Here is a 22,179-nt window from a genome sequence, read left to right as displayed (position 1 = left end):
GTTAGGTTTCGCTCCTGCTTGTTGATTGGAATCTGCAGTTTGCGACTTCATTCGATGACCCCGGTGACACGTACGCGCCGGCTCTGTGCCGGTTCGTCCGGCTGCGTCGCCTTGGCGCGCTCGGCAAGCTGTTGGTCGATACGGTTCTTTAGTGCGATCAGCAGGCCCAGCACGATAAAAGCGCCGGGCGGCAGGGTCGCCAATAGAAAACCCTTGTAATCGCTGACCAGGGTGAGCTGCCAATTGGCGGCAGCCTGGCCAAACAGCAGGTGCATGTTGGCAAACAACGCGCCGGTGCCCAGCAGTTCACGTACGCCGCCCAGGGCAAGCAACACCAGGGCGAAGCCGAGCCCCATCAGCAAGCCATCGAAGCCGGCAATCAGGGGGTTGTGCTTGGCCGCAAAGCCGTCGGCACGGCCGAGGATCACGCAGTTGGTGGTGATCAGCGGGATGAAGATGCCAAGTATCTGATACAGCTCATAGGTATAGGCCTGCATGAGCAGTTCGATGCAAGTGGTCAGCGCGGCGATGATCATGACGAAGGCCGGCAGGCGCACGGCAGTGTTGACCACCCCCCGCACCAGCGACACGGCGATGTTCGAGCAGATCAGCACCAGCGCTGTGGCCAGTCCGAGGCCCAAGGCATTTACTGCCGAGTTGCTCACGCCGAGCAACGGGCACAGCCCGAGCAGCTGGACCAAGGCGGGGTTGTTTTTCCACAGGCCATTGACGCTCAGCTCGCGGTAGCTTGGATTGGTCATGGTTTCTGGCCTTCTTGCCCCAGTGGATCGGAGGTTTGCAATGTGTCTCGGGTTGCAGCGGCACCGGCCCGTGAGTGGGTGGTCACCTCGTCGGGCTCTACCTTTTCTTCAAGCGCTTGTTCGGCTGTGATCGATGCGGTATCCGCTGTGAGCAGCTCCTGCTTGTGCGCCTCGAAATACTGCAGCGCACGATGGACCGCGCCGACCACGGCACGTGGCGTGATGGTGGCTCCGGCGAACTGGTCGAACGTTCCCCGGTCCTTTCTGACCGCCCAGCCGGATGGCTCCGGGTCATTCAGGGAGCGGTTTTCGAAGCTGCGTATCCATGGGCTCTTCGCCAGCTCGATCTTGTCGCCCAGACCGGGTGTTTCACGATGCGCGACCACTCGTACGCCGGCAATCTCGCCAGTTACCCCCACCCCGACCAGCAGATGGATGGCACCGCTGTAGCCATCCGGGGCAATGACCTGAAGTATCACCGCGTTTGGCTGGCCGTTTTTGCTCGCGATATAGGCCGGCATTGGCTGCCGCGTGCCGAGCAGCGGATCCTGCACCTCCACGCTGTTGTCGAGCAATTGATTGTCGTAGCTGTCCCTTGGCAAGATCTCGTTCAAGGCGCGCAGCTGCGCGGCACGCTCGGAAGCCTGGATGCGTTCAGCGGTGACCTGCTGCAGCAGCGTCACGGCACCAACGGTAACAATCGCAAACAGTCCCAGGACGAGGCTGTTCTTGAACATCGAGCGGCTGAGTTCGCGCAGGATCATGTCATTCGCCCAGTTTGAAGCCGCGCTCGGCCTTGCGGTGGCCGTAGGTGCGCGGTCGGGTGTAGTAATCGATGGTGGGGGCCGACAGGTTCATCAGGAGCACGGCGAAGGCAACGCCATCCGGGTAGCCACCCCAGGCACGGATCACATAGACAAGGATGCCGACCCCAATGCCGAAGATCAGCCGACCGCGATTGCTGGTGGCGCCACTGACCGGGTCGGTGACGATGAAGAACGCACCGAGCATGGTCGCGCCGCTGAGCAGGTGAAACAGTGGGGAGCCGTGGCTGTCGGAGCCTGAGCCGTTCCAGAACAGCAGGCTCATCAAGGCCAGCGCCGCGAGCATGCCGACCGGCGCATGCCAGCTGAACAGTCGCTTGTGTAGCAGGAACAAACCACCCGCCAGAAAGGCCAGGTTCACCACTTCCGATCCGATACCACCGAAATGTCCGAAGGCAGGATTGGCCCAGAGTTCGTCGACGGTCAGGCTCTTGTTGACCTTGAGCACGTCGAGTGCGGTGGCCTGCGTCCAGCCATCCGGGAGCGAGACGACACCCAGAATGTGTTGCAGCCCAGCGCCCAGGCCGACCGCGTGGGGCACTGGCCAGGTGGTCATTTCGACAGGAAACGAGACCAGTACCACCACATAGCCGATCATCGCCGGATTGAACGGGTTTTGGCCCAGGCCGCCGTAAAGTTGCTTGCCGAACACTATGGCGCTGGCGGTCGCAATCAGCGTCAGCCACCAGGGCGAATAGGGCGGAAGTGCCAGTGCCAGCAGGACGGCTGTTACCAGGGCGGTGCCATCCTTCAGGAAAAACTGTACAGGACGCTGGCGCAGCCGCAGAACAAGCGCCTCGCAACCCAATGCCACGGCGCTGGCCCAGATCAGGTTGATGAGGGTGCCGGCGCCGTATAGCCAGCTGAGCGCAAGCACGCCGGGCAGCGTGGCGCCCAGCACGAGCAGCATGACCCGCTGGGTGCGGTTGTTGCCTGTGGTGTGCGGTGAGGTGATGCGGGGCAGGGCCATTGGCTCTCCGGTTAGTGCTCGGCAGTGAAGGCGATACAAAACTGATGGTCGCGATCACTCAGAACAGCGCAGACGGCGCTGCTCGTTACGATTGGGTATGGTCCTGAAGTTTGCGTTCGGCTTCGCTCAACCGCGCTCGTGCGCTTTCGATGGCACTGGCCTGGCTGGTGTCATCTCGTTCCAGCTTGCGCAGGTCGGCACGGGCGAAGGCAACTTCAGTCTTGAGGGCGCGGGTCTCTTCGCTAATGGGGCGCTTATCGGTGCGCACCAGGTTCGGTGCCGGTTTGCCAGACTGTGCTTCGGCTTCATGAAGGGCTTGCTCGGCACTGGCGAGGCCATCGCGCAGCTTGCTCAACTGCGCCTCTTCAGTGCCGGCCTTCTCGGCTTTCTTTAACTCGGCGCGCTTCATCGCCAGCTCGATCTTGGCTTTCTTGAGCGCATCTTCTCCGGTTCCCTGGGTAATGGGCGGCTTGTCCGCAATAGCCTCGAGCGAGGTTTCAGCCTTGGCCAGCTGCGAGCGCAAGTGGCTCAATTCCGACTCCTGCTCGGCGTCTCTGTTTTGGAGCTTCTCAAGTTTGAGAACTTGGGCACGCAGCATTGCCGCTTCGATCTTCGCTTTCTTTGCCGCTTCATCGACGGCGGGCTTGGCCGACCTCGCAGGCGTGGCGTCCGGCGCTGGCGCCAATACTTTCTCCGCTTCGCAAAGCTGAACCTGCAGGCGGCTCAGCTCGGCGTCCTGGTCGGCATCGCGCGCTTCGAGCTTGTCCAGCTTGCGAATCTGCGCGCGCAGCATAGCGGCTTCGATCTTTGCTTTTTTTACAGACTCATCCCCCGCGGCGGGTGCGGCGATTGTCGCTGCGGCATTGGCCTGCTCCAGCGCCTTCTGTGCACTGGCAGCTGCGGTACGCAACTGGGCTACCTGGGCTTCCAGCTCCGGAGTCGCATGGGCCGCAAGTTGCTTTTCAGCTTTCTTCAGTGCGACCTGAGCCATGCTGGCTTCGATCTTGAGTTTCTTCTGCTCTTCGGAAAGACCCGCTTTCTGCGCCTGGACACGGGCAACCGGATCGTCCTGATTGGGGACGGAGCTCACCTCGGCCTGTGCCGCCTTGGCCCGCGCGGCACGCTCTGCCCGCGCGGCGCGTTCGGCTTCCTTCTGCTCCTCGGCGCGGCGCAGGCGATCCTGGCGCAACTCGAAGCGCTGCCTGGAGTGCTCGGCCTTTTGTTGCTTGTGCTCCAGCGTCCGAATCTCGCCCTTGGCGGCCCGGTAGTACTGCACCAGCGGAATGCTCGATGGGCAGACATAAGCGCAGGCACCGCATTCGATGCAGTCGAAAAGGTTGTAGGCCTTGAGCTGCTCATGCTCCTGCCCGAGCGCAAAAAAGTGCAGCTGTTGCGGCAGGAGGTTCGCAGGGCATGCTTCGGCGCACTCGCCACAGCGTATGCAAGGCAGGGCGGGCGGCGGCGGTGGGAGTTCGGCCAGCGTACTGGCGAGCAGGCAGTTGGTCGTCTTGACCAGCGGCACATCCATGGAAGGCAGAGTGAAGCCCATCATCGGCCCGCCCATGATCAGGCGGTTGAGCTTGCTGCTGTCGAGACCGGCAAAGGCGAGCAATTCGGCGACCGGCGTTCCGATCAGGGCCTCGATGTTCATGGGCGTCGCCAGCGCCTCTCCGGTCAAGGTGGTGATGCGTGAGATAAGTGGCTTGCCGAGCAATACAGCATCATGCACCGCCACGCAGGTGCCGACGTTCTGGCAAAGCATGCCGATGTCGGCCGGCAGCCCGCCGCTGGGCACCTCTTCCCCGGTCAGGATCTGGATCAGCTGCTTTTCGCCGCCCGACGGGTATTTGGTCGGGAATACCCGCACTTGAAACGGACGCTCGCCTATCGCTGCACCGATCGCCGCGACTGCTTCGGGCTTGTTGTCTTCGATGCCGATAAGCACCCGATCCGGCTGGATCAGGTGGGCAAGGATCTCGATGCCGGTCACCAGCTCGACGGCTTTTTCGCGCATCAGCAGGTCGTCGGCGGTGATGTAGGGCTCGCATTCGGTGCCGTTGATGATCAGCGTATGGATCTTCTGGCCGGGCGGCACGCCCAGCTTGACGGAAGTAGGGAAGCCGGCACCACCCAGGCCGCTGATGCCAGCCTGGCGGATGCGTTCGAGCAGTTCGGCTGCAGGCAGTTGGCGATAATCCTCCGCAGGCTGCAGCTCGATCCAGGCATCCTGTCCATCACTGTCAATGACGATCGCGGCGCCAGGCATGCCTGATACATGCGGATAGGGCTGTGGGCCGATGGCGCTGACGGTTCCGGATGTTGGCGCATGCACAGGCGCACTGACATAGCCGCTGGCATCGGCGATCTTCTGGCCCTTGAATACTTTTTCACCGACCGTGACACAGGGCTCGGCGGGCGCGCCGAGGTGCTGGGTGAGCGGTACGATCAACCGGGACGGTAGCGGCATGCGCTGGATCGGCATGCGGTTGGAGAGCTCCTTGCGCTCAGGCGGATGAATGCCACCGTGAATGTCCCATTTGGTCCTGGCGGTCATGCAGCCTGCTCCCGGTCACTCGCGATCAACTGCCCGGGCGATAGCGGTTGATCCCATTTCCAGCTCTGCAGATTGCTGCCCACCTCAATCATGTCGATGCAGTCCACTGGACAGGGCTCGACGCAGAGGTCACAGCCGGTGCACTCCGAGGCGATGACGGTGTGCATCTGCTTCGCCGCTCCAACGATGGCGTCGACCGGACACGCCTGGATGCACTTGGTGCAGCCGATGCACTCGGCCTCGCGGATATAGGCAACGCGCGGCGGTACTTCACCTTCGACGGCGTCGAGCGGTTCGGGCTCGACATCGAGCAGGTCGGCAAGCGCCTGGATTGTCGATTCGCCACCCGGGGGGCACTTGTTGATCTTGTCGCCGCTGGCGATTGCCTCAGCGTAGGGCTTGCAACCCGGATAGCCGCACTGGCCGCACTGGGTCTGTGGCAGGAGTGCGTTGATCTGCTCGGCAATCGGATCGCCTTCAACCCGAAAACGCACGGCGGCAAAGCCGAGTATGGCGCCGCACACCAGGCACAGCGCCAACAACGCGAGAACGGCGATCAGAACGGGGCTCATAGCTTGATCAAGCCGGAAAAGCCCATGAACGCCAGCGACATCAACCCGGCTGTGACCATGCCGATGGCGGCTCCCTGGAATGATCTCGGTACGTCGGCAATCGCGATGCGCTCACGCATGGCGGCGAACAGTACCAGTACCAACGAGAAGCCGAGTCCAGCGGCAAAGCCGTTCGCCGTGGCGGTGAGAAAAGTGAATTCGGTTTTGTTGGCGTTGAGCAGCGCGACGCCCAGCACGATGCAATTGGTGGTGATCAAGGGCAGGAAAATTCCCAGTACACGGTAGAGCAGCGGGCTGGTCTTGTTCACCACCATCTCCGTGAACTGCACGACCACCGCAATGACCAGGATGAAGCTGATGGTCCGGAGGAACTCCAGGTCGAGCGGTTTGAGCACGTACTGCTGAACCAGATAGCTGCACATGGCAGCCAGGGTCAGGACGAAAGTGGTCGCCAGCGAGAGACCGATAGCCGTCTCGATTTTCTTCGAGACACCCATGAACGGGCAGAGACCTAGAAACTGCACCAGCACGAAGTTATTGACCAGAATGGCGCTAACCATGATCAGGGCGAGTTCGGTCATTGTGAATTCCTGTGGGCGCTCTGCATGAGCCCTAGGCTAAAAGCCGGCTATTATCGGGAAGCCGCAGCGGCCATACAAGCTGCGGCTGCCTGACGCCGCCTCTCTCTGACATATATGGAAATGTTCCGATTGTCCGTCGGTGCGCCAGCAGCCAATGGCTGTGGTCTGATGGAGACCGGCCGCCGCGTATGACGAACCGGCCGATGGAGGTGCTTATGACGGTAAGGCTCTTAATACTCATGCTCGGCCTGGGCTTGGGCATCCAGGCGCACGCCGACTCCAGAGGTGGTGTGTACGTCTATCAGCCGAACGGCGGAAGTTACCGCATCGAGAGCCGACCGTCCTACCGGTACGACCCGCGCAGCCCCTATTCCAACCATCGCCAGTATCCGCAGAATCTACCGCCGCGCTATCAGGGGCAGCTACCTCCCCAGTACTACGACCGACACCGGGGTGTCGATCGGCACCGCTGGAATCAGGATCGGCGCAACGAAACTCATCGGCTACAGCGGCGAGATGACCGAGGGCGACCGGATCTTGACCGGCCGCAGCGTTGGCAGCCAGACGACCCGCGCCGGTTCAGCCGTCCGCCGCTGATTCGTGATCGTCATGATTACCGAGTGCAGCGGGACCGAAATTTCGGCAACCGTGGCTATTCGCGCTGACCCGCACGACCATCTTGCGGCCCAAGCGCGCACCTACCGGTTTCGCCAGTTCGGTTCGCGTTTTTCGAGAAATGCATTCACACCTTCAAGGGTGTCATCGGCTTCAAACAGGCTGACAAAGGCTTCCCTTTCATCAGCAGCGATCGTTGCGGGTCCACGATTGTGCATGGCGTCGATCAGCGGCTTGATGGTGCGCACCGCGACCGGGCTCTGGCGCGCCACCCGTGATGCCAATAGCAGGGCGTGGCCCCTCGATTCTCCAGGCTCCACTACCTGCTCGACCAGGCCGATACGCTGTGCGCTGTCGGCCGTAAGGCGTTCGCCACACAGGATCATGCGCTTGGCCCAGCCTTCGCCTACCAGCCATGCCAATGCCTGGGTACCGCCTGCGCAAGGAAGCAGGCCTACCGAGGCCTCGGGCAGCCCCAGCTGTGCATGCTGCTCGGCGATGCGAATGTCACAGGCGAGGGCGCATTCCAGACCGCCGCCCAGCGCGAAACCGTTGATGGCTGCGACTGAAACACCACGAAATGTTCGCAACGCCTCGAACGCTTCGCCAAAACGCCTTGCCATTTCCCGGGCACGGTTGCGGTCGCCATCGGCGAACAGCTTGAGGTCAGCGCCGGCACTGAAGAATTTCTCGCCCTGTCCGGTAATGACCAGGGCATACACGTCATCGTCTCTGTTCAGATGATCAATGACTTGCTTGAGACCAATCAGCGACTCGCGATCCCAGGTGTTTGCGGGCGGATGATTGATTGTGATCAGTGCGGTATGCCCGTGCTTTTCCACGGTCAGCTTGTGGGTCAGATCAAAAACCCCGGACTTGTAGGGTTCAACTGCTGTGGAGCTCATGTCGTTTCCTCGTCAGGATCGGATACACGCGGTCTGTCTGATCAGACGCTCGATTACCTGATGCGTTGCAGCGCTTCTGGTAATGCGCTTGCGCCAGATGGCGTCGGAACGTGTGAAGAAAATATACGAGGGCTTGGCTGGGCGTGTCAGCTGTGTAAATGACGCGGTAGACGAGGCGGCCAGGACGTCCAGGCCGCCGGCCTCTGATTATTGCAACGCCAGCGCCTGGCTGGCTGCCTTGCGTTCGGCCTGCCAGTCGGCCTGGGAGGGAGCGGCCTGGTCGCCGGTAAGACGGTGAACGATCTCGAAATAGTCCTGCTTGAAGCGGTCCCTGAGAACCTCCTCACGAGGTTTGACCCTGACGGCATATACGGTCTGCACGTTCTGATGATCGAAAGCCCGCCATTCCTGTGGCCCTTTAAGCAGGCTGTAGCGGTGGCCTTCCAGTGCGGAAATGATTTGCTCGCTGTTCAGGCTGCGGGCGCGGGTCGCAGCGTCTGCCCATTGGTAGACGATGCTGTAGGCCGATGCTGCGGAGCTGGACGGGTGGGTCTGGTAGCGTTCATCGTAGCGCTCGACGAACTTCTGGCCGGCGACCGAGCCTTCCAGCTCCGGCACCCGCCAAGTCCATGGCTCGGTGCCCAGTACCCCGCGCATGATGTCCGGGCCGGCGGTTTCGACCATGCTCTGGGTCAGGTTGGGCACGGCCACTTGCATCTTCTTGTTCAGCCCCAGCTCATCGGCAATGCGCATGGCGCGCACCAGGTCATCGCCGAAAAGCACCAGGACCAGAACTTCGGCATCGCTAGCCGCTGCTTTGTTCAAGGCTTCGCGATAGTCCGACAACTGTGCACCAGGAAATGCTGTCTTGAGCCCGGGGTGCCGGTTGATGTCCTCGGTCCCGGTTGCCTGGCGAAGCGAGCTCTCGCTGGTATGGCCCCAGGTGTAGTCGGATGTGATATAGAAATAGCGCTTGTTTGGCAGGTGCTCGTTTAGGTACTGACCCAGGACCCTGGCGCTCATCCAGGCGTTATTGCACTCTCGGAACATGTACCTATGGCCGTCCTTGCCTGTCGTGTCGTTTGAATAGGTGAGCGTGCCGAAATACAAGAGGCCGCGCTCCCTTGCGCGTTTGCCTGCGGCGATGGCGACGGCGCTCGACGCCCCGCCAAACAGCATCGCGACGCCTTCGTCAGCGAGTTTGTCAACGTTGGCGATGGCCTTTTCCGGGCGTGAGGCGGAGTTGCGGCTTGATAGTTGAAGAGGGCGGCCAAGCACACCGCCATTGGCATTGATCTCTTCGATGGCGAGCAGCGCGCCGCGCATCTGCGCGAGACCTTCTTCCTTATAGCTACCGGTGCGTGGATAGTTGAGGCCGAGGGTAATGGGGTCGGCAGCCTGGGCGGCAATACAGAAACCCAGCCCCATAGCCAAGAGGGTCGTCCGTTTCATCGCTAGATCCTTGTTGTATTTATTAGGTTGGCAACTCTTTTTACCGCGTCCTGCGACGCTTCGTCACGCGTCCATTGGCTGGAGAACGAGACCTGGATCACAGCTTGATAGTACCCACCTTCACAAGCGTAGAGGCGCAGGCCTGTTGCGCTGACGGCATCACGCCTTGGTTTCCGTCAGCGGGCAAATTGACTCGGTAAAGGTGATTCCTTAGGGTGCCGGCTCCGCCAAGCAGGAATCCACCAATGACACAGGACCATCGCGTCAAGCTCGAGGCGAGCTGGAAAGCAGCCCTGCAGGATGAGTTCGAAAAACCGTACATGAAGGACCTGGGCGCTTTTTTGCGAGCTGAGAAGGCGGCCGGCAAGATCATCTATCCACCGGGACCCCTTATCTTCAATGCGCTGGATTCGACACCGCTGCCGCAGGTGCGCGTGGTCATCCTGGGGCAGGATCCCTACCACGGCTTCGGACAGGCGCATGGGCTCTGCTTCTCAGTTCAGCCAGGAGTGGCCCCGCCGCCCTCGCTGCAAAATGTCTTCAAGGAGCTAAAGCGCGATTTGAATCTTGAGATTCCGCGACATGGTTACCTCCAACACTGGGCTGATCAGGGCGTATTGATGCTCAACACTTCGTTGACCGTGGAGCAGGGAATCGCAGGCTCGCATGCAAAGAAGGGCTGGCAGCAACTGACCGATAGGATCATCGAAGTGGTAAGCGAGCAGCGCCCGAATGTGGTGTTCATGCTCTGGGGGGCTCATGCACAAAGCAAGGCCAAGCTGATCGATCCGACCCGCCATCTGATGCTCAAGTCTGTGCATCCGTCGCCGCTGTCGGCACATCGGGGATTCATCGGCAATGGGCACTTCAGCCGCACCAATCAGTTCCTGGCCAAGCATGGTCTGGGGTCGATCGACTGGCAATTACCTGCGCAACCGTAAAAGAGAGACGCCGCGGCGCGGCGTCCTGAGGGGTGATTACTGCTTGCTGCCGTGCTTCGATGCAAGCTCCTGGGCGTGCTGGAGGTGTTGCTCGAGAGTCGGCAGGGTGGATTCGGCGAACTGCTTGAGTTCGGCGTTTTCGCCATTTTTCGCATACTCGCGGAAGAGCTCGATGGTTTGCTCGTGAGCCACTACCTGGTTGTTGGCATAGGCTTCGTCGAAGTTTTCCCCATCACGTAACTTGAGGATCATGGCCTTGGCCTTGTCCATCAGCGCCGCTTCGTCTGACATCTCCAGATCTTCATGTTGCCCTGCCAGTTCTGCCAGCTTCTGGTTTGCCTTGGTGTGATCATCGATCATTTTCTGGGCGAAGCTTTTGACGTCTTCAGCGGTGCCCTTATCGAGCGCCATCTTGGCGGTTTCGATTTCCGCCATACCCTTGGCTGATGCCTCGTCAACGAAGTTTTCACCGTCGGCCGCCAGGGCAAAATTTGCCGCGACGCTGAATAGCAGGGCTGTCGTGCCCGAGAAAAAGGCTTTGGTTGTAAAAGTCATCATTGTCTCCTCCGTCTACCTGGCAAGCTTTGTGTCGCCAGAGGCGTGGCCACTGGCTGCACTAGCGAGATGCGGCAAGAACGCCGTCTATGTTGTGACTGGAACGCGAAAAAACGGTTCCTGGCACACCGGCAAACGGTCGGGTCAACGGAGCGGGAGTGTCGGTAGAGGCGCCGCCGGGCGCCCGTGCCAACTTTACTGCAGCATGCTCATCGCGGCATCCATGGCTGCCGACAGGTCTTCGTCTTCCTGCTGCAGCGTGCTTGGGTCGATACCCAGCCTTGCGAAGGCCGGGATCTGGTTCCAGTCCAGTTGAGCGAAAGGGTGGGAGGTGCCGATGTAGCTTTGCAGGGTCGACACCTGGACAATATCGACGTAATCGACCTTCTCGGAGGCACGGGAGAAGTCCAGGTATTGGCCAGGTACCGACGCGATCGGCTCCGGGAATTCCCAGGCGCGGAGGATTTTTTCCCCGATTATCGGGTGGATCCGGTCGATGACGTGGTTGAGGCTGATCGAGTCGCCGAGCAACGCGCTGTGTTCCTCGGCGTACGTCAGGATTGGCAGAACGCCGATCTGATGGACGAGGCCGGCCAAAGTCGCCTGATCTGGAGGGAGGCGGGTAAAGTTACGGCATAGTACATAGCTAATCGCGGCAACTTCGGTGCTCTTGTTCCATACTTCACGCATCTTGCGATCGACCACATCGGTAGTCGCCTGGAACATCTGTTCCATGGCCAGGCCTGTCGCCAGGTTTGATGTGTAATTAATTCCCAGGCGGCTGATTGCCATCTGCAGGTCGTTGATTTCCCGATTCGAGCGCAGCAATGGGCTGTTGACCACCTTGATGATGCGCGCAGTGAGCGCGGTGTCGTTACCGATCACCTTTGCCAGCGTGGGAATGCTGACGTCTGGATCCTCGGCGGCTTCACGTACACGCAAAGCAACTTCCGGTAGCGTCGGCAGGACCAGCTGGTCATTCTCGATGGCCTGCAACAGGTCCCGTTGGACTTTATCGGCAAGGGTGGTCATGGCATTCCTTTTCTGTGATTCATGTGAACGTGGGGCCGGCGACTAACGCTGGATTTCCCTGTCCGGGTCCAGGTTGTATGGAAGATCAAGCAGCGTCAGTGGCAGTCCATCAGGCGAGCCGACGAAAATGCGACCATCCGCGGCGGCGTCTTCCTGCAATACCGCCAGAACCTCCAGCGCACCGTCAGCCTTGGCTGCAAGTACGACCTCGCCCACGCTGGAGCCATGTACGGGTGAAAACAGTTCCATTCCCGGGGCAGGGAGGTCGGTGTCGCTGTCGGTCGCGGCGAGGCGATGCAGTCGACGCTTGAGCTTGCCGAGGTATTGCATGCGGGCGACGATTTCCTGGCCTGTGTAGCAACCTTTCTTGAAGCTGACGCCACCTACGGCCTGCAGATTGATCGTCTGCGGGATGAACATCTCCCGGGTGGCGCCAACGACCTGACCGATTCCTGCACGAATCTGTGCCAGCAGCCAGGCATCAAGAGGAGCCTCGCGTAGCTGGGTCGCAAGCCTCGCATGGATGGTGTCAGCCACTGCTGTTCGCGCCCAGAGTTCGGCCCGCCCGTCCGAGAGGCGTACCGCTATCAATCCATGTGCCGACGTTACCATGTCAGGTGTCTGCGCAAGATCCAGACCGAGCGTGACCAGCACTCCATCACCGCCATTGAGGCCATAGCGCACCCACTCGGCGCTCTCGTCGGTGAGTTTGGATTTCGAGAAAACCGCGAACCTCGAGAGATCGGCCAGTTGCGTTGCAACCAGCTCCCGGTCCATCGCCAGCACGAAGCCATCGCCTTCCGGCAGGATGCGAAAGCTTGACTGCATGCGTCCCTTGGGCGTGCAGCGAGCACCGAGGCTGGAATGTTCGGAATCCAGGTAGTTGAGATTGCACGTCAGCTGTCCCTGCAGGAACTTGCTCGCATCCGGGCCGCGTACGGCCAGGACGCCTTCATGCGACAAAACGGAGAAAAAACCAGTGTCTGTCATGTCGGGTCGCCGTAAAGAATCCGGGCGCGCATCATAGCAGGACGTCGCCAAAACGCAGCGTGCTCCAGGTGTCACTGTCGAGACACGAACAGTCCCCGGGCTGGCGCAGCAGTCGTTATAATCCGGCGCTTCTAGTCGGGAGCATTTGCATGATCGAACAATCGGAACTTAATCGCCTGTTCTGGCAGAGCCGTCGCGGCATGCTCGAGCTCGATGTCTTGCTGGTGCCCTTCGTGCAGGAGGTCTATACGCATCTGAGCGACGAGGACCAGGCGCGCTATCGTAAATTGCTCAGTTGCGAGGATCAGGACATGTTTGGCTGGTTCATGGAGCGAGCCGAGCCGGACGATGAGGATTTGCGATACATCGTGCGTATGATTCTCGACCGTGTCCAACCCAAGTGATCAACGCTTCGAATGCAGGTGGCAGGGGTCGAATCCGCTGTTGGTCTGCTATGCATCTGTTTGGCTGACAGCGGTCATTTTCCTATTGGTGTTGCCGGTTCCGACCTGGCTCGCGTCTCTGGGCCTGTCGGTCTGCCTGCTTCACGCCGCCTGGGTGGTGCCGCTCCGGATTCTGCTCCGGCGCGATTCGTCCTGGGTTGGGCTGCGTCACGATGAGGCGGGCTGGGCCCTGCTCAGTCGGGGTGGTGATTGGCGGCCCATCCAGCTGCGTCCGGAAAGCCTGGCGCTGCCGCTGGCGGTCATACTGCGCTTCAACGTGCCCGGTTGTCGGTTTGCGCAAGGGATCTGCATCCCGCGCGGCTCGATGCCTCGAGAACTTCATCGTCAGCTGCGGGTCAGGTTGAAGTTCAGTCGTCGTAGGTGGGCGGCACCAGAATAGTGTCGACCGCCTCGGGCAGCAGCTCCGGATAATCCAGCGTGTAGTGCAGGCCCCGGCTTTCCTTTCGCTGCATGGCCGAACAGATCATCAAGTCGGCCACCAGCGCCAGGTTCCTCAGCTCAATCAGGTCTCGGCTGACCTTGTAGTTGCTGTAGAACTCGTCTATTTCGCGAAGTAGCAGGCGAATCCGGTGTTGCGCCCGCATTAGCCGCTTGTTGGTTCGCACCACGCCTACGTAGTCCCACATGAAGCGGCGAAGCTCATCCCAGTTGTGGGCAATGATCACGTCTTCGTCAGAATCAGTGACCTGGCTGGCATCCCAGGCTGGGAGGTCGGGCAGGGCTGCCGTCTCCGGTAGCTTGTCAACGATGTCCTGAGCTGCGGATTGAGCGTAGACAAAGCATTCCAGGAGGGAATTGCTGGCCATGCGGTTGGCACCGTGCAGACCGGTGAAGCTGGTTTCACCGATGGCATAAAGACCGGGGATGTCAGTCTGTCCCGCCTGGTCCACGACTACACCACCGCAGGTGTAGTGGGCGGCCGGTACTACCGGTATCGGTTCTCGTGTCATATCGATACCGAACTCCAGGCATCGCTGGTAGACCGTCGGGAAGTGACCTTTTATGAAGTCCGCAGGCTTGTGGCTGATGTCCAGATAGACGCAGTCGACCCCGAGCCGCTTCATTTCATGGTCGATCGCGCGCGCGACGATGTCGCGAGGTGCCAGCTCTGCGCGCTCGTCGAATCGAGGCATGAACCGTTCGCCGTTGGGAAGCCTCAGCAGAGCGCCTTCGCCACGCAGCGCCTCCGTGATCAGGAAGCTTTTGGCGTTGGGGTGATACAGGCAGGTCGGATGGAACTGGTTGAACTCCAGGTTGCCGACTCGACAGCCGGCCCGCCAGGCAATAGCGATGCCGTCACCGCAAGCCCCGTCCGGGTTGCTGGTGTAGAGGTAGACCTTAGCGGCGCCACCAGTCGCCAGAACGACGAATTTCGCCTGAAAAGTGTCCACTTCGCCAGTTGCCCGGTCCAGCACGTAGGCTCCGAGGCAGCGTTTGCCCGGCAGGCCCAGCTTGCGTTCGGTAATCAGATCGACGGCGACGCGCTGCTGCAGCAGGTCGATATTGCTTTTGTCTCGGGTGCGCGCCAGTAGGGTATTGAATATCGCGGCTCCGGTGGCGTCGGCCGCATGTATGATACGGCGGTGGCTGTGCCCGCCTTCACGTGTGAGATGGTATTCGAAGCTTCCGTGTTCTCGATCAGCTTCGTCACGTGTGAAGGGTACGCCCTGATCGATAAGCCATTGGATAGCATCGCGGCTTCGCTCGACTGTAAAGCGTACGGCCTCTTCCTTGCACAGCCCGCCTCCAGCAGCAAGCGTGTCGGCTACATGCGACTCTACGGTATCTGTAGTGTCCAGAACTGCTGCAACACCGCCTTGGGCCCAATACGTCGATCCGCTCGCCAGGTCACCTTTGCTCAGCACGGCGACGCGGAGCTCCGCCGGTAGGTTGAGCGCCAGCGTCAAGCCGGCGGCGCCGCTACCTATGACTAATACGTCGTATTGATGATGTTGGCTCATTTCGGATCTCGCGTTGGAGGCGGCGCTAGTATATCGGGGGCGCAGCCCGGCAAAATAGCGTCCTCTTTGTTATATGGCTGATGCCTTGGAACTTTTCTTGCAGGTCTCTCTCTATAGACAGTTGTGGATGCAGGCCGGCTGGCCATCAAGGCGTGGGCGGCCCGGATCTTCGGTGGTTGCCAGGAAAGCGCTGGCGGAAAAGATGGTTTTGCCGCGCTGCCTGCCAATACCAATCGGTGTGTTGCGGGAAAGCTTGCTAGGAGGGGGAGAACTTTTGTGTAAAGCCCGGGTCTATTCTGGCAGGTCAGCTCGTAGGCGAGAGCGACACGCCTTCCAGGTCATGGAGGAGTGTTTATGCTAACCCAGGAGCAGGACCAGCAACTGGTCGAACGAGTGCAGCGGGGGGATAAACGGGCTTTTGATCTACTTGTGTTGAAGTATCAGCACAAGATTCTTGGTTTGATCGTCCGCTTCGTACACGATTCGCACGAAGCGCAGGATGTGGCGCAAGAAGCCTTTATCAAAGCCTACCGAGCGCTGGCTAATTTTCGTGGAGACAGTGCGTTTTATACGTGGCTGTACCGCATCGCCATCAATACGGCGAAGAATCACCTGGTGGCCCGAGGGAGACGGCCTCCGGATAGCGATGTAAGTTCTGAAGATGCCGAATTCTATGAAGGCGATCATGCCCTCAAAGACATCGAATCGCCGGAGCGGTCGCTGCTCAGGGATGAAATTGAAGACACGGTCCATCGAACCATTCAGCAGCTTCCAGAAGATTTACGTACGGCTCTAACACTGCGTGAATTTGATGGTCTTAGTTATGAAGACATTGCGAACGTCATGCAGTGTCCTGTGGGTACGGTACGCTCTCGGATCTTCCGGGCGCGAGAAGCCATAGATAAAGCCTTGCAACCCTTGTTGCATGAATCCTGAGACAGCGGCGATAGCCAAGAGAGGAACCGCCATGAGTCGTGAAGCCCTGCATGAATCGCTGTCCGCGGTGATGGATAACGAAGCGGACGAGTTGGAATTACGTCGTGTGCTCGCCGCAGACGGCGAAACAGAAATGCGATCGACTTGGTCGCGTTACCAGATAGCTCGTGCTGCCATGCACAAGGAGTTGATCGAGCCTCGGCTGGATATCGCTTCGGCTGTATCTGCAGCCTTGGCTGACGAGCCTGCAATCACCGCAGCCAAGCCACAGCGTGCCGGTTGGCGCAATCTGGGCCGCCTGGCGGTTGCAGCATCGGTCACCGTGGCTGTATTGGCCGGTGTTCGCTTATACAATCAGACCGAAGTGGCTGGTCCACAGGTTGCGCAGCAGGCTGCACAACCGGCTATCGCTGTGCCTCAGGCCAACCAAGGGCCGGCGGTGTTGGCTGGTTACAGCGAAGGTGCTGGTACCCTGGAAGCTCAGCCTGCTGCGTCACAGGCCCCGGCTGAGGAGTGGCATGAACAGCGCCTTCCGGCGTATGTTCGTCAGCATGCTCAGCAGGCTGCGTTTGGCAGTGGATCTGAAAGCGCGCTGCCCTATGCTCGCGCAGCCAGCATGGAAGATCGTTAAGGAAAAACATGCGTGTAATACCGCTATGTGTGGTACTCGGAGGCTGGCTATCGATGCCGGCCTTTGCTGTTGATGCTCAAAGCTGGATGGAACGTCTTACCGAAGCCGAGAAGCAGCAGAGTTATGTAGGCAACTTTGTATATGAGCGTAATGGCAGTTTTTCCAGCCATGCGGTCTGGCAGCTCGTTCAGGACGGCAGGCTTCGTGAACGTCTGCTGCAGTTGGATGGTCCGGCAGCTGAGGTTGTCCTTGAAGAGGGGCGTGCGCTTTGTGCCAGTGATGAACTGGCGTCCCAGGTACGTGATGCTCAGCCTTGGGGTCATGAACCGCTGGATCCAGCATCGTTAGCGCAATGGTATGACTTCAAGGTCATTGGCGAATCGCGTGTCGCTGGCCGACCGACCATGGCGCTGTCCGTCCAGCCAAAGGATCAGCACCGTTATGGTTTCGAGTTGCATCTTGACCAGGAAACAGCTGTACCGCTTAAGTCTTTGATGCTCAGCGAAAACGGGCAATTGCTTGAGCGTTTTCAGTTCACCCATTACTCTCCCGAGTCGATACAGCCAGCCGATGTCGAGGGCAGCGAAAGCTGCGAGCCCGTTTCGGTAGCCGAAAAGCGTGACGCCCAGAATTCTGAATGGCGTTCGGATTGGCTTCCGGATGGTTTCCGCCTACTCGACTCTGACGTTCGGCCTAGCCCGGCTTCGGACGAATCGGTCGCTTGGCTTTCCTACGGGGACGGACTTGCGCGTTTCTCGGTATTTCTGGAGCCACTGCGAGGTGCCGTTGTCGAAGACGCCCGAAGCCAGATGGGGCCAACTGTGGCGGTGTCCAAGCGGATTACCACTACTGAGGGCGATGTCATGGTCACGGTAGTGGGTGAGATCCCTCTCGGAACCGCCGAGCGGATCGCCCTTTCCATGCGCTCTGGTAGCGGTCAGGCTTCGCAATGATCGAAGAACCAGGGCGTGTAGTCGCCTTGGAACCGGGGGCTGCTTGGGTTGAAACATACCGCAAGACCACCTGCTCCGGCTGTTCCGCCAGAAATGGTTGCGGGCAGGGCTTGATGGACAGGCTGGGCGTGCCACCAAGAGTAGGCGCAGTCCGCGTCATGTCGTCTGTGCAGCTGGCTGTAGGGGATTCTGTTGTCATCGGCATCCAGGAAGATGTATTGCTGCGCGGCGCTTTCCTTGTTTACCTTTTTCCCCTCGTTGCCTTGTTTATTTCGGCTTTGTTTGCCTCCGAGCTGTCGGCGGAAGAACCCTATGTGATTTTGGCCGGCCTCACAGGCTTTCTGAGCTCATGGGTCCTCGTGCGCCATCTCAGCCGGCAGAAAGCAAACGACATCGCATTGCAACCAGTCGTACTGCGGGTATTCCCGACCAATACTTCAGCTTCACTCGGCCTGTTGAAGGGAGAAGGATCTTGAGGGCAGGAATGAATCGCTGGCTGGCATTGGCCATGTCATTGCTCCTGCTTGGGCGGGTGGCAACAGTGCAGGCGCAGTTACCAGATTTCAGCCCTCTGGTAGAACGTGCTTCTTCTGCAGTCGTCAATATCAGCGTCAAGCAGAAGGTGACCGCGCACGGCGGTGCTTCAGGCATGCCAGATCTTCAAGAGTTGCCGCCAATACTCAGGGAATTCTTCGAGCATGGCATGCCGGACATGCCCGGCGCGCCCGGCCAGGGCCGGCAGAGGGAGGCACAGTCTCTGGGCTCGGGCTTCATCATCTCTGCAGATGGCTATGTATTGACCAATAATCATGTGGTTGCCGGGGCCGACGAGATCATGGTGCGGCTACCTGATCGCAGCGAGCTGGTGGCCCGTTTGGTCGGGGCGGACCCACGCACTGACGTGGCGCTGCTCAAAGTTGAAGCCGACGGGCTGCCTATCGTGAAGCTCGGCAAATCAAGTGAGCTCAAGGTGGGGGAGTGGGTGCTGGCAATCGGCTCACCATTCGGCTTCGATCATACCGTTACCGCCGGCATCGTCAGTGCGACAGGGCGCAGTCTCCCGGACGAGAGCTATGTGCCGTTCATACAGACGGACGTTGCGATAAACCCCGGTAACTCAGGTGGACCCTTGTTCAACCTCGATGGCGAGGTGATAGGCATCAATTCCCAGATATTCACTCGTTCGGGCGGATTCATGGGCTTGTCGTTTGCGATTCCCATCGATATGGCGATGGATGTATCGGATCAGCTGCGCCTCGATGGCAAGGTCAGCCGCGGTTGGCTGGGTGTGGTCATTCAGGAAGTCAGCCGTGACCTGGCCGAATCGTTCGGGCTCGAGCGGCCTGCAGGCGCCCTGGTTGCACAGATCATGGACGGCGGCCCGGCCGCTAAAGCCGGAGTGCGGGTAGGGGATGTCATCCTTAGTATCAACGGAGCGGAGGTAGACATGTCTGCCGACCTGCCACATCTCATCGGAGCGGCAAAGCCTGACAGCCAGGCGCGGCTGGGTATCGTGAGGGATGGCGAGCGTCAGGAACTGACGGTTACCCTCGGGACTATGCCCGAAGAGGGGGACGAGGTTACAACTCCCGTTGAAAAGCACAACAACCGTCTTGGCGTAAGAGTCACTGAATTGAGCCCAGAGCTGAAACGCGATCTCGACCTCACTGGCGGTGTAGTGATTACCGAGGTCTTGAGTGGGCCCGCGGCGATGATAGGTTTGCGCCCGGGCGATGTAATCACCCACCTGAACAATCAAGCCATTGATTCGCCTGCTGGCTTTGATCAGATTGCTGCGGAGCTACCAAAGAACCGCTCCGTCTCCATGCGTGTCTTGCGGCAGGGCAGGGCGAGCTTTATCACCTTCAAGCTCGCTGAATAGTCGGTAGTGCTGCCAATTACGCCAAGTCAGTCATTCGTGCGGACGGAACAGCCTCAACGCGAACATCGCGGCAGGCTCGGGCGGATGCGCTTGGCAACTTCGGTTGGCTTAACGCTTGGCCTGGGTCGTCTGATTGAAGCCGAACGCTACGGCATCGCCCTGAGCCGTTAGCTACCGCCAAACTGTTCGCCGGTTCATCTCTTCCAGCAAGAGCGAGCACAAGGTCGAGCCGTACATGGCATGACTCATTACGGGCAGGCCTGTGCTCGCCACGTATTGAAATTCGCTCGTCAGCGTTGTCGTCACGCGCTTGTCACCTGCTGACCGCATTGTGGTGCGCTGTCTCTCCCAGCGAAGAGCGTCGGTGGAAAGCGACCTTTGGTCGTCTGGCTGAGCGGCAGGCTGATTTGTCATCTATGGTGATTTTCTCAGCTACCTAATATCAAGGACTTGCGCAATGAAGCTTGAAGTTGCTCGAGGAATATTCTTAATCGGTGCACTTGGCATCGCTTCCTTATGCGCTGCTGCCTGGAGTGAGCCTGACGCCCAGCTCGTTGCGCGTAGCGACGTCAGCGACGTCAGTGATCATTGCCCCGTACCTCGAGTCGCGCGAGTCGCGACTTCAGATATGCGGCCTGACCATGACCTGCTGTTGTTGATGTACGGCCTGTCGCAAAGCCTGGTGGGGCGTAGCTGAAAGGTTGAGCTCCAGCCTGTCTTGTGGCCTCTCTACCCCTGGCATGCCGCCCCCGCGACCATCTGGCTTCCTCGAACTGGCTTGTATCGATCCATGGTCGTTACAAGCCAGACTGTCCGACCCTATATGAGTGACCCAAGCCCCGCCGTAATGGCCGAGTAAAGATCCAGTTAGAGCGGCCGGTCAACCCGCCAGACGGTGGGTGACCTCGCTGAGTTGGGCCGAGAGTTCATGCAGGTTACGACTGGCTTGCTCCGTGCGCTCAACGTTGTCCTGGTTGGTGGTGGCGATGGCTGTGATTTCGGTCAGATTGCGCGAGATGTCCTCCGCGACAGAAGTCTGCTCCTCGGCAGCCGTGGCGATTTGGCGGTTCATGTCCCGGATGGCTTCGACCTCCAGAGTGATCCGCTGCAGCATGCTGCCTGCCTCGGTGACCTGCTCGACACCCTGATCACTGCGGACCTGGCCATTTTCGATCGCACGTACCGCATCCACTGCGCCAGTCTGCACGGTATCGATGATCTGATGGATCTCGGCAGTAGAATCTGCGGTACGTCTGGCCAGGGTACGCACCTCGTCGGCAACTACCGCGAAGCCTCGGCCCGCATCGCCGGCGCGAGCGGCTTCGATGGCCGCGTTCAGGGCTAGCAGATTGGTCTGGTCGGCGATCCCGCGAATCACTTCGAGAACTTTGCCGATACGGCCGCTATCAGACTCCAGGCGACGGATAACGGTAGCGGTATTGCTGATTTCGCCGCGCATGTGGGTGATCGTCTCGATGGTCGAGCGCATCATGGTTTCGCCTTGCTGAGCTGACTGATCCGCTGTGTCGGCGGCGCGAGCGGCATCGGCGGCGTGCCGGGCTACCTCCTGGGCAGTGGCGGACATTTCGTGCATCGCGGTTGCCACCTGATCGGTGCGCGAAAATTGCTCCCGTGTACCTTGTCCCATCAGCGCAGCGATGGCGTTGAGTTCACCGCTGGCGCTGTCCAGATCCGATGTGCTGCGCTGTAGTCGGGTAAAGGTGTCGGCCAGGAAATCCCTCAGTATGTTCGCGGCAACCGCCAGGCGCCCCAGCTCGTCTGCGCGTGACGCATCGATGCGCTGGGCAAAATCGCCCTGGCTGAGCTTGGCGATATGGTCGATCAGGTGACGGATTGGAGTGATCAGGTTGCGGTTCACCAGCCAAAGGCTGAGCAGGGCGATAAGACCGCCGGCCGCAAGCATGATCAGGGAACCGGCAATCACCGCCCGGTCGGCGGCCAGACCGATGGTTTGCGAATCCTGCAGCGCAGAGCTGCGCAGCTGCTCCACCAGCTCGCTGAGCTGTTCGCTGGTGGCCCGGTCGATACCCTTTACGGCCGCATCGCCTGCGATGGGATCGCCTCCAGCTGCTAAGAAGGCATCTCGTCCGCTGCGGTAGGCGCTGCCCAACCTCTGGTGCTCATCCCGCAGGCTTTGGATCTTTTTCGCTAATTCAGGATCATGCCTGCTGGCTTGCACCAGGGTGCCCAGCAGCGCCTGGACCTTGCGCTCCTGGTCCTCGAAGCTCTGCCAGTATCTGGTCAGGTTTTCCTGAGACCTGCCGCGCAGCAGCACGTTTTTCCACTCCTGAACCTGCACCTTGAACTCCAGGTTGGCCTGGTCAATGAGGCGCGAGGCTTCGATGGGGCCCTTGAGCAGTTTCTGGTAGTCGGAAATGCCATCGGAGAGAAGGGAAAAACTGGCAAGAGCGATGACCAGCATCAATAGCAAGCTGCCGCCAATCAGTGCCAGCAGTTGTGCACGCAGGGATTTTTTCAGGGGCATCGGATCAATCTCGTATCGAAAAGGGTGCGCTTGCACCGCAGGCAAGGTGAACGAGCCTTCAGCTGATGAATGCTCGCACGACCCTGTTTCGGCC

General features: G+C 59.9%; 23 protein-coding genes. 10 read left to right on the top strand and 13 right to left on the bottom strand.

Going from position 1 to position 22,179, the window contains the following annotated elements; all coding sequences use genetic code 11:
- Nucleotides 1-47: 47 nt before the first annotated feature.
- The 6 genes from AC4LFW_RS12840 to rsxA all read right to left on the bottom strand — a co-directional run bounded on the left by AC4LFW_RS12840 (nucleotide 48) and on the right by rsxA (nucleotide 6,262).
- The gene (locus tag AC4LFW_RS12840; RefSeq protein ID WP_491819462.1) at nucleotides 48-761 is read right to left on the bottom strand and encodes an electron transport complex subunit E; all 714 of its coding nucleotides are present in this window, start codon (nucleotides 759-761) and stop codon (nucleotides 48-50) included.
- A complete protein-coding gene (rsxG, locus tag AC4LFW_RS12835) occupies nucleotides 758-1,525 on the bottom strand; it encodes an electron transport complex subunit RsxG (RefSeq protein WP_491819461.1) in 768 nt (255 codons plus the stop codon). Before rsxG ends, AC4LFW_RS12840 begins: the two co-directional genes overlap by 4 nt.
- A gap of 1 nt (nucleotide 1,526) precedes the next feature.
- Nucleotides 1,527-2,555: an RnfABCDGE type electron transport complex subunit D gene (locus AC4LFW_RS12830; RefSeq protein WP_491819459.1), complete on the bottom strand. Its 1,029-nt coding sequence runs from the start codon at nucleotides 2,553-2,555 to the stop codon at nucleotides 1,527-1,529.
- 85 nt (nucleotides 2,556-2,640) lie between these two features.
- Complete coding sequence (gene rsxC / locus AC4LFW_RS12825) at nucleotides 2,641-5,109, bottom strand: electron transport complex subunit RsxC (RefSeq protein ID WP_491819457.1); 2,469 nt, start codon at nucleotides 5,107-5,109, stop codon at nucleotides 2,641-2,643.
- On the bottom strand, nucleotides 5,106-5,681 hold the full coding sequence (gene rsxB / locus AC4LFW_RS12820) for an electron transport complex subunit RsxB (protein WP_491819456.1): 576 nt from the start codon (nucleotides 5,679-5,681) through the stop codon (nucleotides 5,106-5,108). The genes rsxC and rsxB overlap by 4 nt, the downstream gene beginning before the upstream one ends.
- Nucleotides 5,678-6,262 carry an electron transport complex subunit RsxA gene (gene rsxA, locus AC4LFW_RS12815; RefSeq protein WP_491819455.1) on the bottom strand — a complete coding sequence of 195 codons (585 nt, stop codon included), beginning with the start codon at nucleotides 6,260-6,262 and terminating at the stop codon, nucleotides 5,678-5,680. Before rsxA ends, rsxB begins: the two co-directional genes overlap by 4 nt.
- Before the next feature lie 215 nt (nucleotides 6,263-6,477).
- Between rsxA and AC4LFW_RS12810 the strand changes: the two genes are divergently transcribed.
- Nucleotides 6,478-6,927, top strand: coding sequence for a hypothetical protein (locus AC4LFW_RS12810; protein WP_491819453.1), 450 nt, complete (start codon nucleotides 6,478-6,480; stop codon nucleotides 6,925-6,927).
- A 33-nt stretch (nucleotides 6,928-6,960) separates the two neighbouring features.
- Here the strand turns inward: AC4LFW_RS12810 and AC4LFW_RS12805 are convergent, their stop codons facing one another.
- Together AC4LFW_RS12805 and AC4LFW_RS12800 are read right to left on the bottom strand one after the other, a co-directional pair.
- On the bottom strand, nucleotides 6,961-7,782 hold the full coding sequence (locus tag AC4LFW_RS12805) for an enoyl-CoA hydratase (RefSeq protein WP_491819451.1): 822 nt from the start codon (nucleotides 7,780-7,782) through the stop codon (nucleotides 6,961-6,963).
- Nucleotides 7,783-7,989: 207 nt separating this feature from the next.
- The gene (locus tag AC4LFW_RS12800) at nucleotides 7,990-9,234 is read right to left on the bottom strand and encodes a substrate-binding protein (protein ID WP_491819450.1); all 1,245 of its coding nucleotides are present in this window, start codon (nucleotides 9,232-9,234) and stop codon (nucleotides 7,990-7,992) included.
- A 245-nt stretch (nucleotides 9,235-9,479) separates the two neighbouring features.
- On the opposite strand from AC4LFW_RS12800, the gene ung reads away from it, so the two are divergent.
- Nucleotides 9,480-10,175 (top strand): uracil-DNA glycosylase, encoded by a 696-nt coding sequence (gene ung / locus AC4LFW_RS12795; RefSeq protein WP_491819449.1) that lies wholly within the window; start codon nucleotides 9,480-9,482, stop codon nucleotides 10,173-10,175.
- 36 nt (nucleotides 10,176-10,211) lie between these two features.
- Here the strand turns inward: ung and AC4LFW_RS12790 are convergent, their stop codons facing one another.
- The 3 genes from AC4LFW_RS12790 to ygfZ form a co-directional block, all read right to left on the bottom strand.
- A complete protein-coding gene (locus AC4LFW_RS12790) occupies nucleotides 10,212-10,730 on the bottom strand; it encodes a DUF4142 domain-containing protein (RefSeq protein ID WP_491819447.1) in 519 nt (172 codons plus the stop codon).
- Between the two features lie 195 nt (nucleotides 10,731-10,925).
- Nucleotides 10,926-11,762 carry an HDOD domain-containing protein gene (locus AC4LFW_RS12785; RefSeq protein WP_491819446.1) on the bottom strand — a complete coding sequence of 279 codons (837 nt, stop codon included), beginning with the start codon at nucleotides 11,760-11,762 and terminating at the stop codon, nucleotides 10,926-10,928.
- 42 nt (nucleotides 11,763-11,804) lie between these two features.
- Nucleotides 11,805-12,752 (bottom strand): CAF17-like 4Fe-4S cluster assembly/insertion protein YgfZ, encoded by a 948-nt coding sequence (gene ygfZ / locus AC4LFW_RS12780; RefSeq protein WP_491819445.1) that lies wholly within the window; start codon nucleotides 12,750-12,752, stop codon nucleotides 11,805-11,807.
- 149 nt (nucleotides 12,753-12,901) lie between these two features.
- On the opposite strand from ygfZ, the gene AC4LFW_RS12775 reads away from it, so the two are divergent.
- Together AC4LFW_RS12775 and AC4LFW_RS12770 are read left to right on the top strand one after the other, a co-directional pair.
- Nucleotides 12,902-13,156 (top strand): FAD assembly factor SdhE, encoded by a 255-nt coding sequence (locus AC4LFW_RS12775; RefSeq protein WP_491819444.1) that lies wholly within the window; start codon nucleotides 12,902-12,904, stop codon nucleotides 13,154-13,156.
- Nucleotides 13,140-13,595 carry a protein YgfX gene (locus AC4LFW_RS12770; RefSeq protein ID WP_491819443.1) on the top strand — a complete coding sequence of 152 codons (456 nt, stop codon included), beginning with the start codon at nucleotides 13,140-13,142 and terminating at the stop codon, nucleotides 13,593-13,595. Before AC4LFW_RS12775 ends, AC4LFW_RS12770 begins: the two co-directional genes overlap by 17 nt.
- Here AC4LFW_RS12770 and nadB read toward each other — a convergent pair.
- Complete coding sequence (gene nadB / locus AC4LFW_RS12765) at nucleotides 13,564-15,177, bottom strand: L-aspartate oxidase (protein ID WP_491819441.1); 1,614 nt, start codon at nucleotides 15,175-15,177, stop codon at nucleotides 13,564-13,566. The genes AC4LFW_RS12770 and nadB overlap by 32 nt on opposite strands.
- 354 nt (nucleotides 15,178-15,531) lie before the next feature.
- Between nadB and rpoE the strand changes: the two genes are divergently transcribed.
- The 6 genes from rpoE (at nucleotide 15,532) to AC4LFW_RS12735 (ending at nucleotide 20,276) form a co-directional block, all read left to right on the top strand.
- A complete protein-coding gene (rpoE, locus tag AC4LFW_RS12760; protein WP_222909169.1) occupies nucleotides 15,532-16,113 on the top strand; it encodes an RNA polymerase sigma factor RpoE/AlgU in 582 nt (193 codons plus the stop codon).
- Nucleotides 16,114-16,144: 31 nt separating this feature from the next.
- On the top strand, nucleotides 16,145-16,744 hold the full coding sequence (locus AC4LFW_RS12755; RefSeq protein ID WP_491819440.1) for a sigma-E factor negative regulatory protein: 600 nt from the start codon (nucleotides 16,145-16,147) through the stop codon (nucleotides 16,742-16,744).
- 8 nt (nucleotides 16,745-16,752) lie between these two features.
- Nucleotides 16,753-17,697 (top strand): MucB/RseB C-terminal domain-containing protein, encoded by a 945-nt coding sequence (locus AC4LFW_RS12750; RefSeq protein WP_491819439.1) that lies wholly within the window; start codon nucleotides 16,753-16,755, stop codon nucleotides 17,695-17,697.
- On the top strand, nucleotides 17,694-18,173 hold the full coding sequence (locus AC4LFW_RS12745) for a SoxR reducing system RseC family protein (protein WP_491819438.1): 480 nt from the start codon (nucleotides 17,694-17,696) through the stop codon (nucleotides 18,171-18,173). The genes AC4LFW_RS12750 and AC4LFW_RS12745 overlap by 4 nt, the downstream gene beginning before the upstream one ends.
- An 8-nt stretch (nucleotides 18,174-18,181) precedes the next feature.
- Nucleotides 18,182-19,579 (top strand): DegQ family serine endoprotease, encoded by a 1,398-nt coding sequence (locus AC4LFW_RS12740; protein ID WP_491819437.1) that lies wholly within the window; start codon nucleotides 18,182-18,184, stop codon nucleotides 19,577-19,579.
- A gap of 457 nt (nucleotides 19,580-20,036) precedes the next feature.
- Nucleotides 20,037-20,276 carry a hypothetical protein gene (locus AC4LFW_RS12735; RefSeq protein WP_491819436.1) on the top strand — a complete coding sequence of 80 codons (240 nt, stop codon included), beginning with the start codon at nucleotides 20,037-20,039 and terminating at the stop codon, nucleotides 20,274-20,276.
- A gap of 183 nt (nucleotides 20,277-20,459) precedes the next feature.
- Here AC4LFW_RS12735 and AC4LFW_RS12730 read toward each other — a convergent pair whose 3' ends face one another.
- Nucleotides 20,460-22,085 (bottom strand): methyl-accepting chemotaxis protein, encoded by a 1,626-nt coding sequence (locus AC4LFW_RS12730; RefSeq protein ID WP_491819435.1) that lies wholly within the window; start codon nucleotides 22,083-22,085, stop codon nucleotides 20,460-20,462.
- Between the last annotated feature and the right edge of the window lie 94 nt (nucleotides 22,086-22,179).

Source organism: Stutzerimonas sp. C6.4V (genome assembly GCF_058536345.1).
The sequence above is the reverse complement of the archived record's forward strand: the minus strand, read 5'-3'. Positions and strand labels throughout refer to the sequence as shown.

Coding starts and splice junctions, on each gene's coding strand:
- rsxA (WP_491819455.1), bottom strand. CDS start 6,262: ATGACCGAACTCGCCCTGATCATGGTTAGCGCCATTCTGGTCAATAAC.
- AC4LFW_RS12800 (WP_491819450.1), bottom strand. CDS start 9,234: ATGAAACGGACGACCCTCTTGGCTATGGGGCTGGGTTTCTGTATTGCC.
- AC4LFW_RS12730 (WP_491819435.1), bottom strand. CDS start 22,085: ATGCCCCTGAAAAAATCCCTGCGTGCACAACTGCTGGCACTGATTGGC.
- rpoE (WP_222909169.1), top strand. CDS start 15,532: ATGCTAACCCAGGAGCAGGACCAGCAACTGGTCGAACGAGTGCAGCGG.
- rsxC (WP_491819457.1), bottom strand. CDS start 5,109: ATGACCGCCAGGACCAAATGGGACATTCACGGTGGCATTCATCCGCCT.
- AC4LFW_RS12735 (WP_491819436.1), top strand. CDS start 20,037: ATGAAGCTTGAAGTTGCTCGAGGAATATTCTTAATCGGTGCACTTGGC.
- AC4LFW_RS12755 (WP_491819440.1), top strand. CDS start 16,145: ATGAGTCGTGAAGCCCTGCATGAATCGCTGTCCGCGGTGATGGATAAC.
- AC4LFW_RS12810 (WP_491819453.1), top strand. CDS start 6,478: ATGACGGTAAGGCTCTTAATACTCATGCTCGGCCTGGGCTTGGGCATC.
- ung (WP_491819449.1), top strand. CDS start 9,480: ATGACACAGGACCATCGCGTCAAGCTCGAGGCGAGCTGGAAAGCAGCC.
- rsxB (WP_491819456.1), bottom strand. CDS start 5,681: ATGAGCCCCGTTCTGATCGCCGTTCTCGCGTTGTTGGCGCTGTGCCTG.
- AC4LFW_RS12775 (WP_491819444.1), top strand. CDS start 12,902: ATGATCGAACAATCGGAACTTAATCGCCTGTTCTGGCAGAGCCGTCGC.
- AC4LFW_RS12805 (WP_491819451.1), bottom strand. CDS start 7,782: ATGAGCTCCACAGCAGTTGAACCCTACAAGTCCGGGGTTTTTGATCTG.
- AC4LFW_RS12785 (WP_491819446.1), bottom strand. CDS start 11,762: ATGACCACCCTTGCCGATAAAGTCCAACGGGACCTGTTGCAGGCCATC.
- AC4LFW_RS12750 (WP_491819439.1), top strand. CDS start 16,753: ATGCGTGTAATACCGCTATGTGTGGTACTCGGAGGCTGGCTATCGATG.
- rsxG (WP_491819461.1), bottom strand. CDS start 1,525: ATGATCCTGCGCGAACTCAGCCGCTCGATGTTCAAGAACAGCCTCGTC.
- AC4LFW_RS12830 (WP_491819459.1), bottom strand. CDS start 2,555: ATGGCCCTGCCCCGCATCACCTCACCGCACACCACAGGCAACAACCGC.
- AC4LFW_RS12840 (WP_491819462.1), bottom strand. CDS start 761: ATGACCAATCCAAGCTACCGCGAGCTGAGCGTCAATGGCCTGTGGAAA.
- nadB (WP_491819441.1), bottom strand. CDS start 15,177: ATGAGCCAACATCATCAATACGACGTATTAGTCATAGGTAGCGGCGCC.
- ygfZ (WP_491819445.1), bottom strand. CDS start 12,752: ATGACAGACACTGGTTTTTTCTCCGTTTTGTCGCATGAAGGCGTCCTG.
- AC4LFW_RS12745 (WP_491819438.1), top strand. CDS start 17,694: ATGATCGAAGAACCAGGGCGTGTAGTCGCCTTGGAACCGGGGGCTGCT.
- AC4LFW_RS12790 (WP_491819447.1), bottom strand. CDS start 10,730: ATGACTTTTACAACCAAAGCCTTTTTCTCGGGCACGACAGCCCTGCTA.
- AC4LFW_RS12740 (WP_491819437.1), top strand. CDS start 18,182: ATGAATCGCTGGCTGGCATTGGCCATGTCATTGCTCCTGCTTGGGCGG.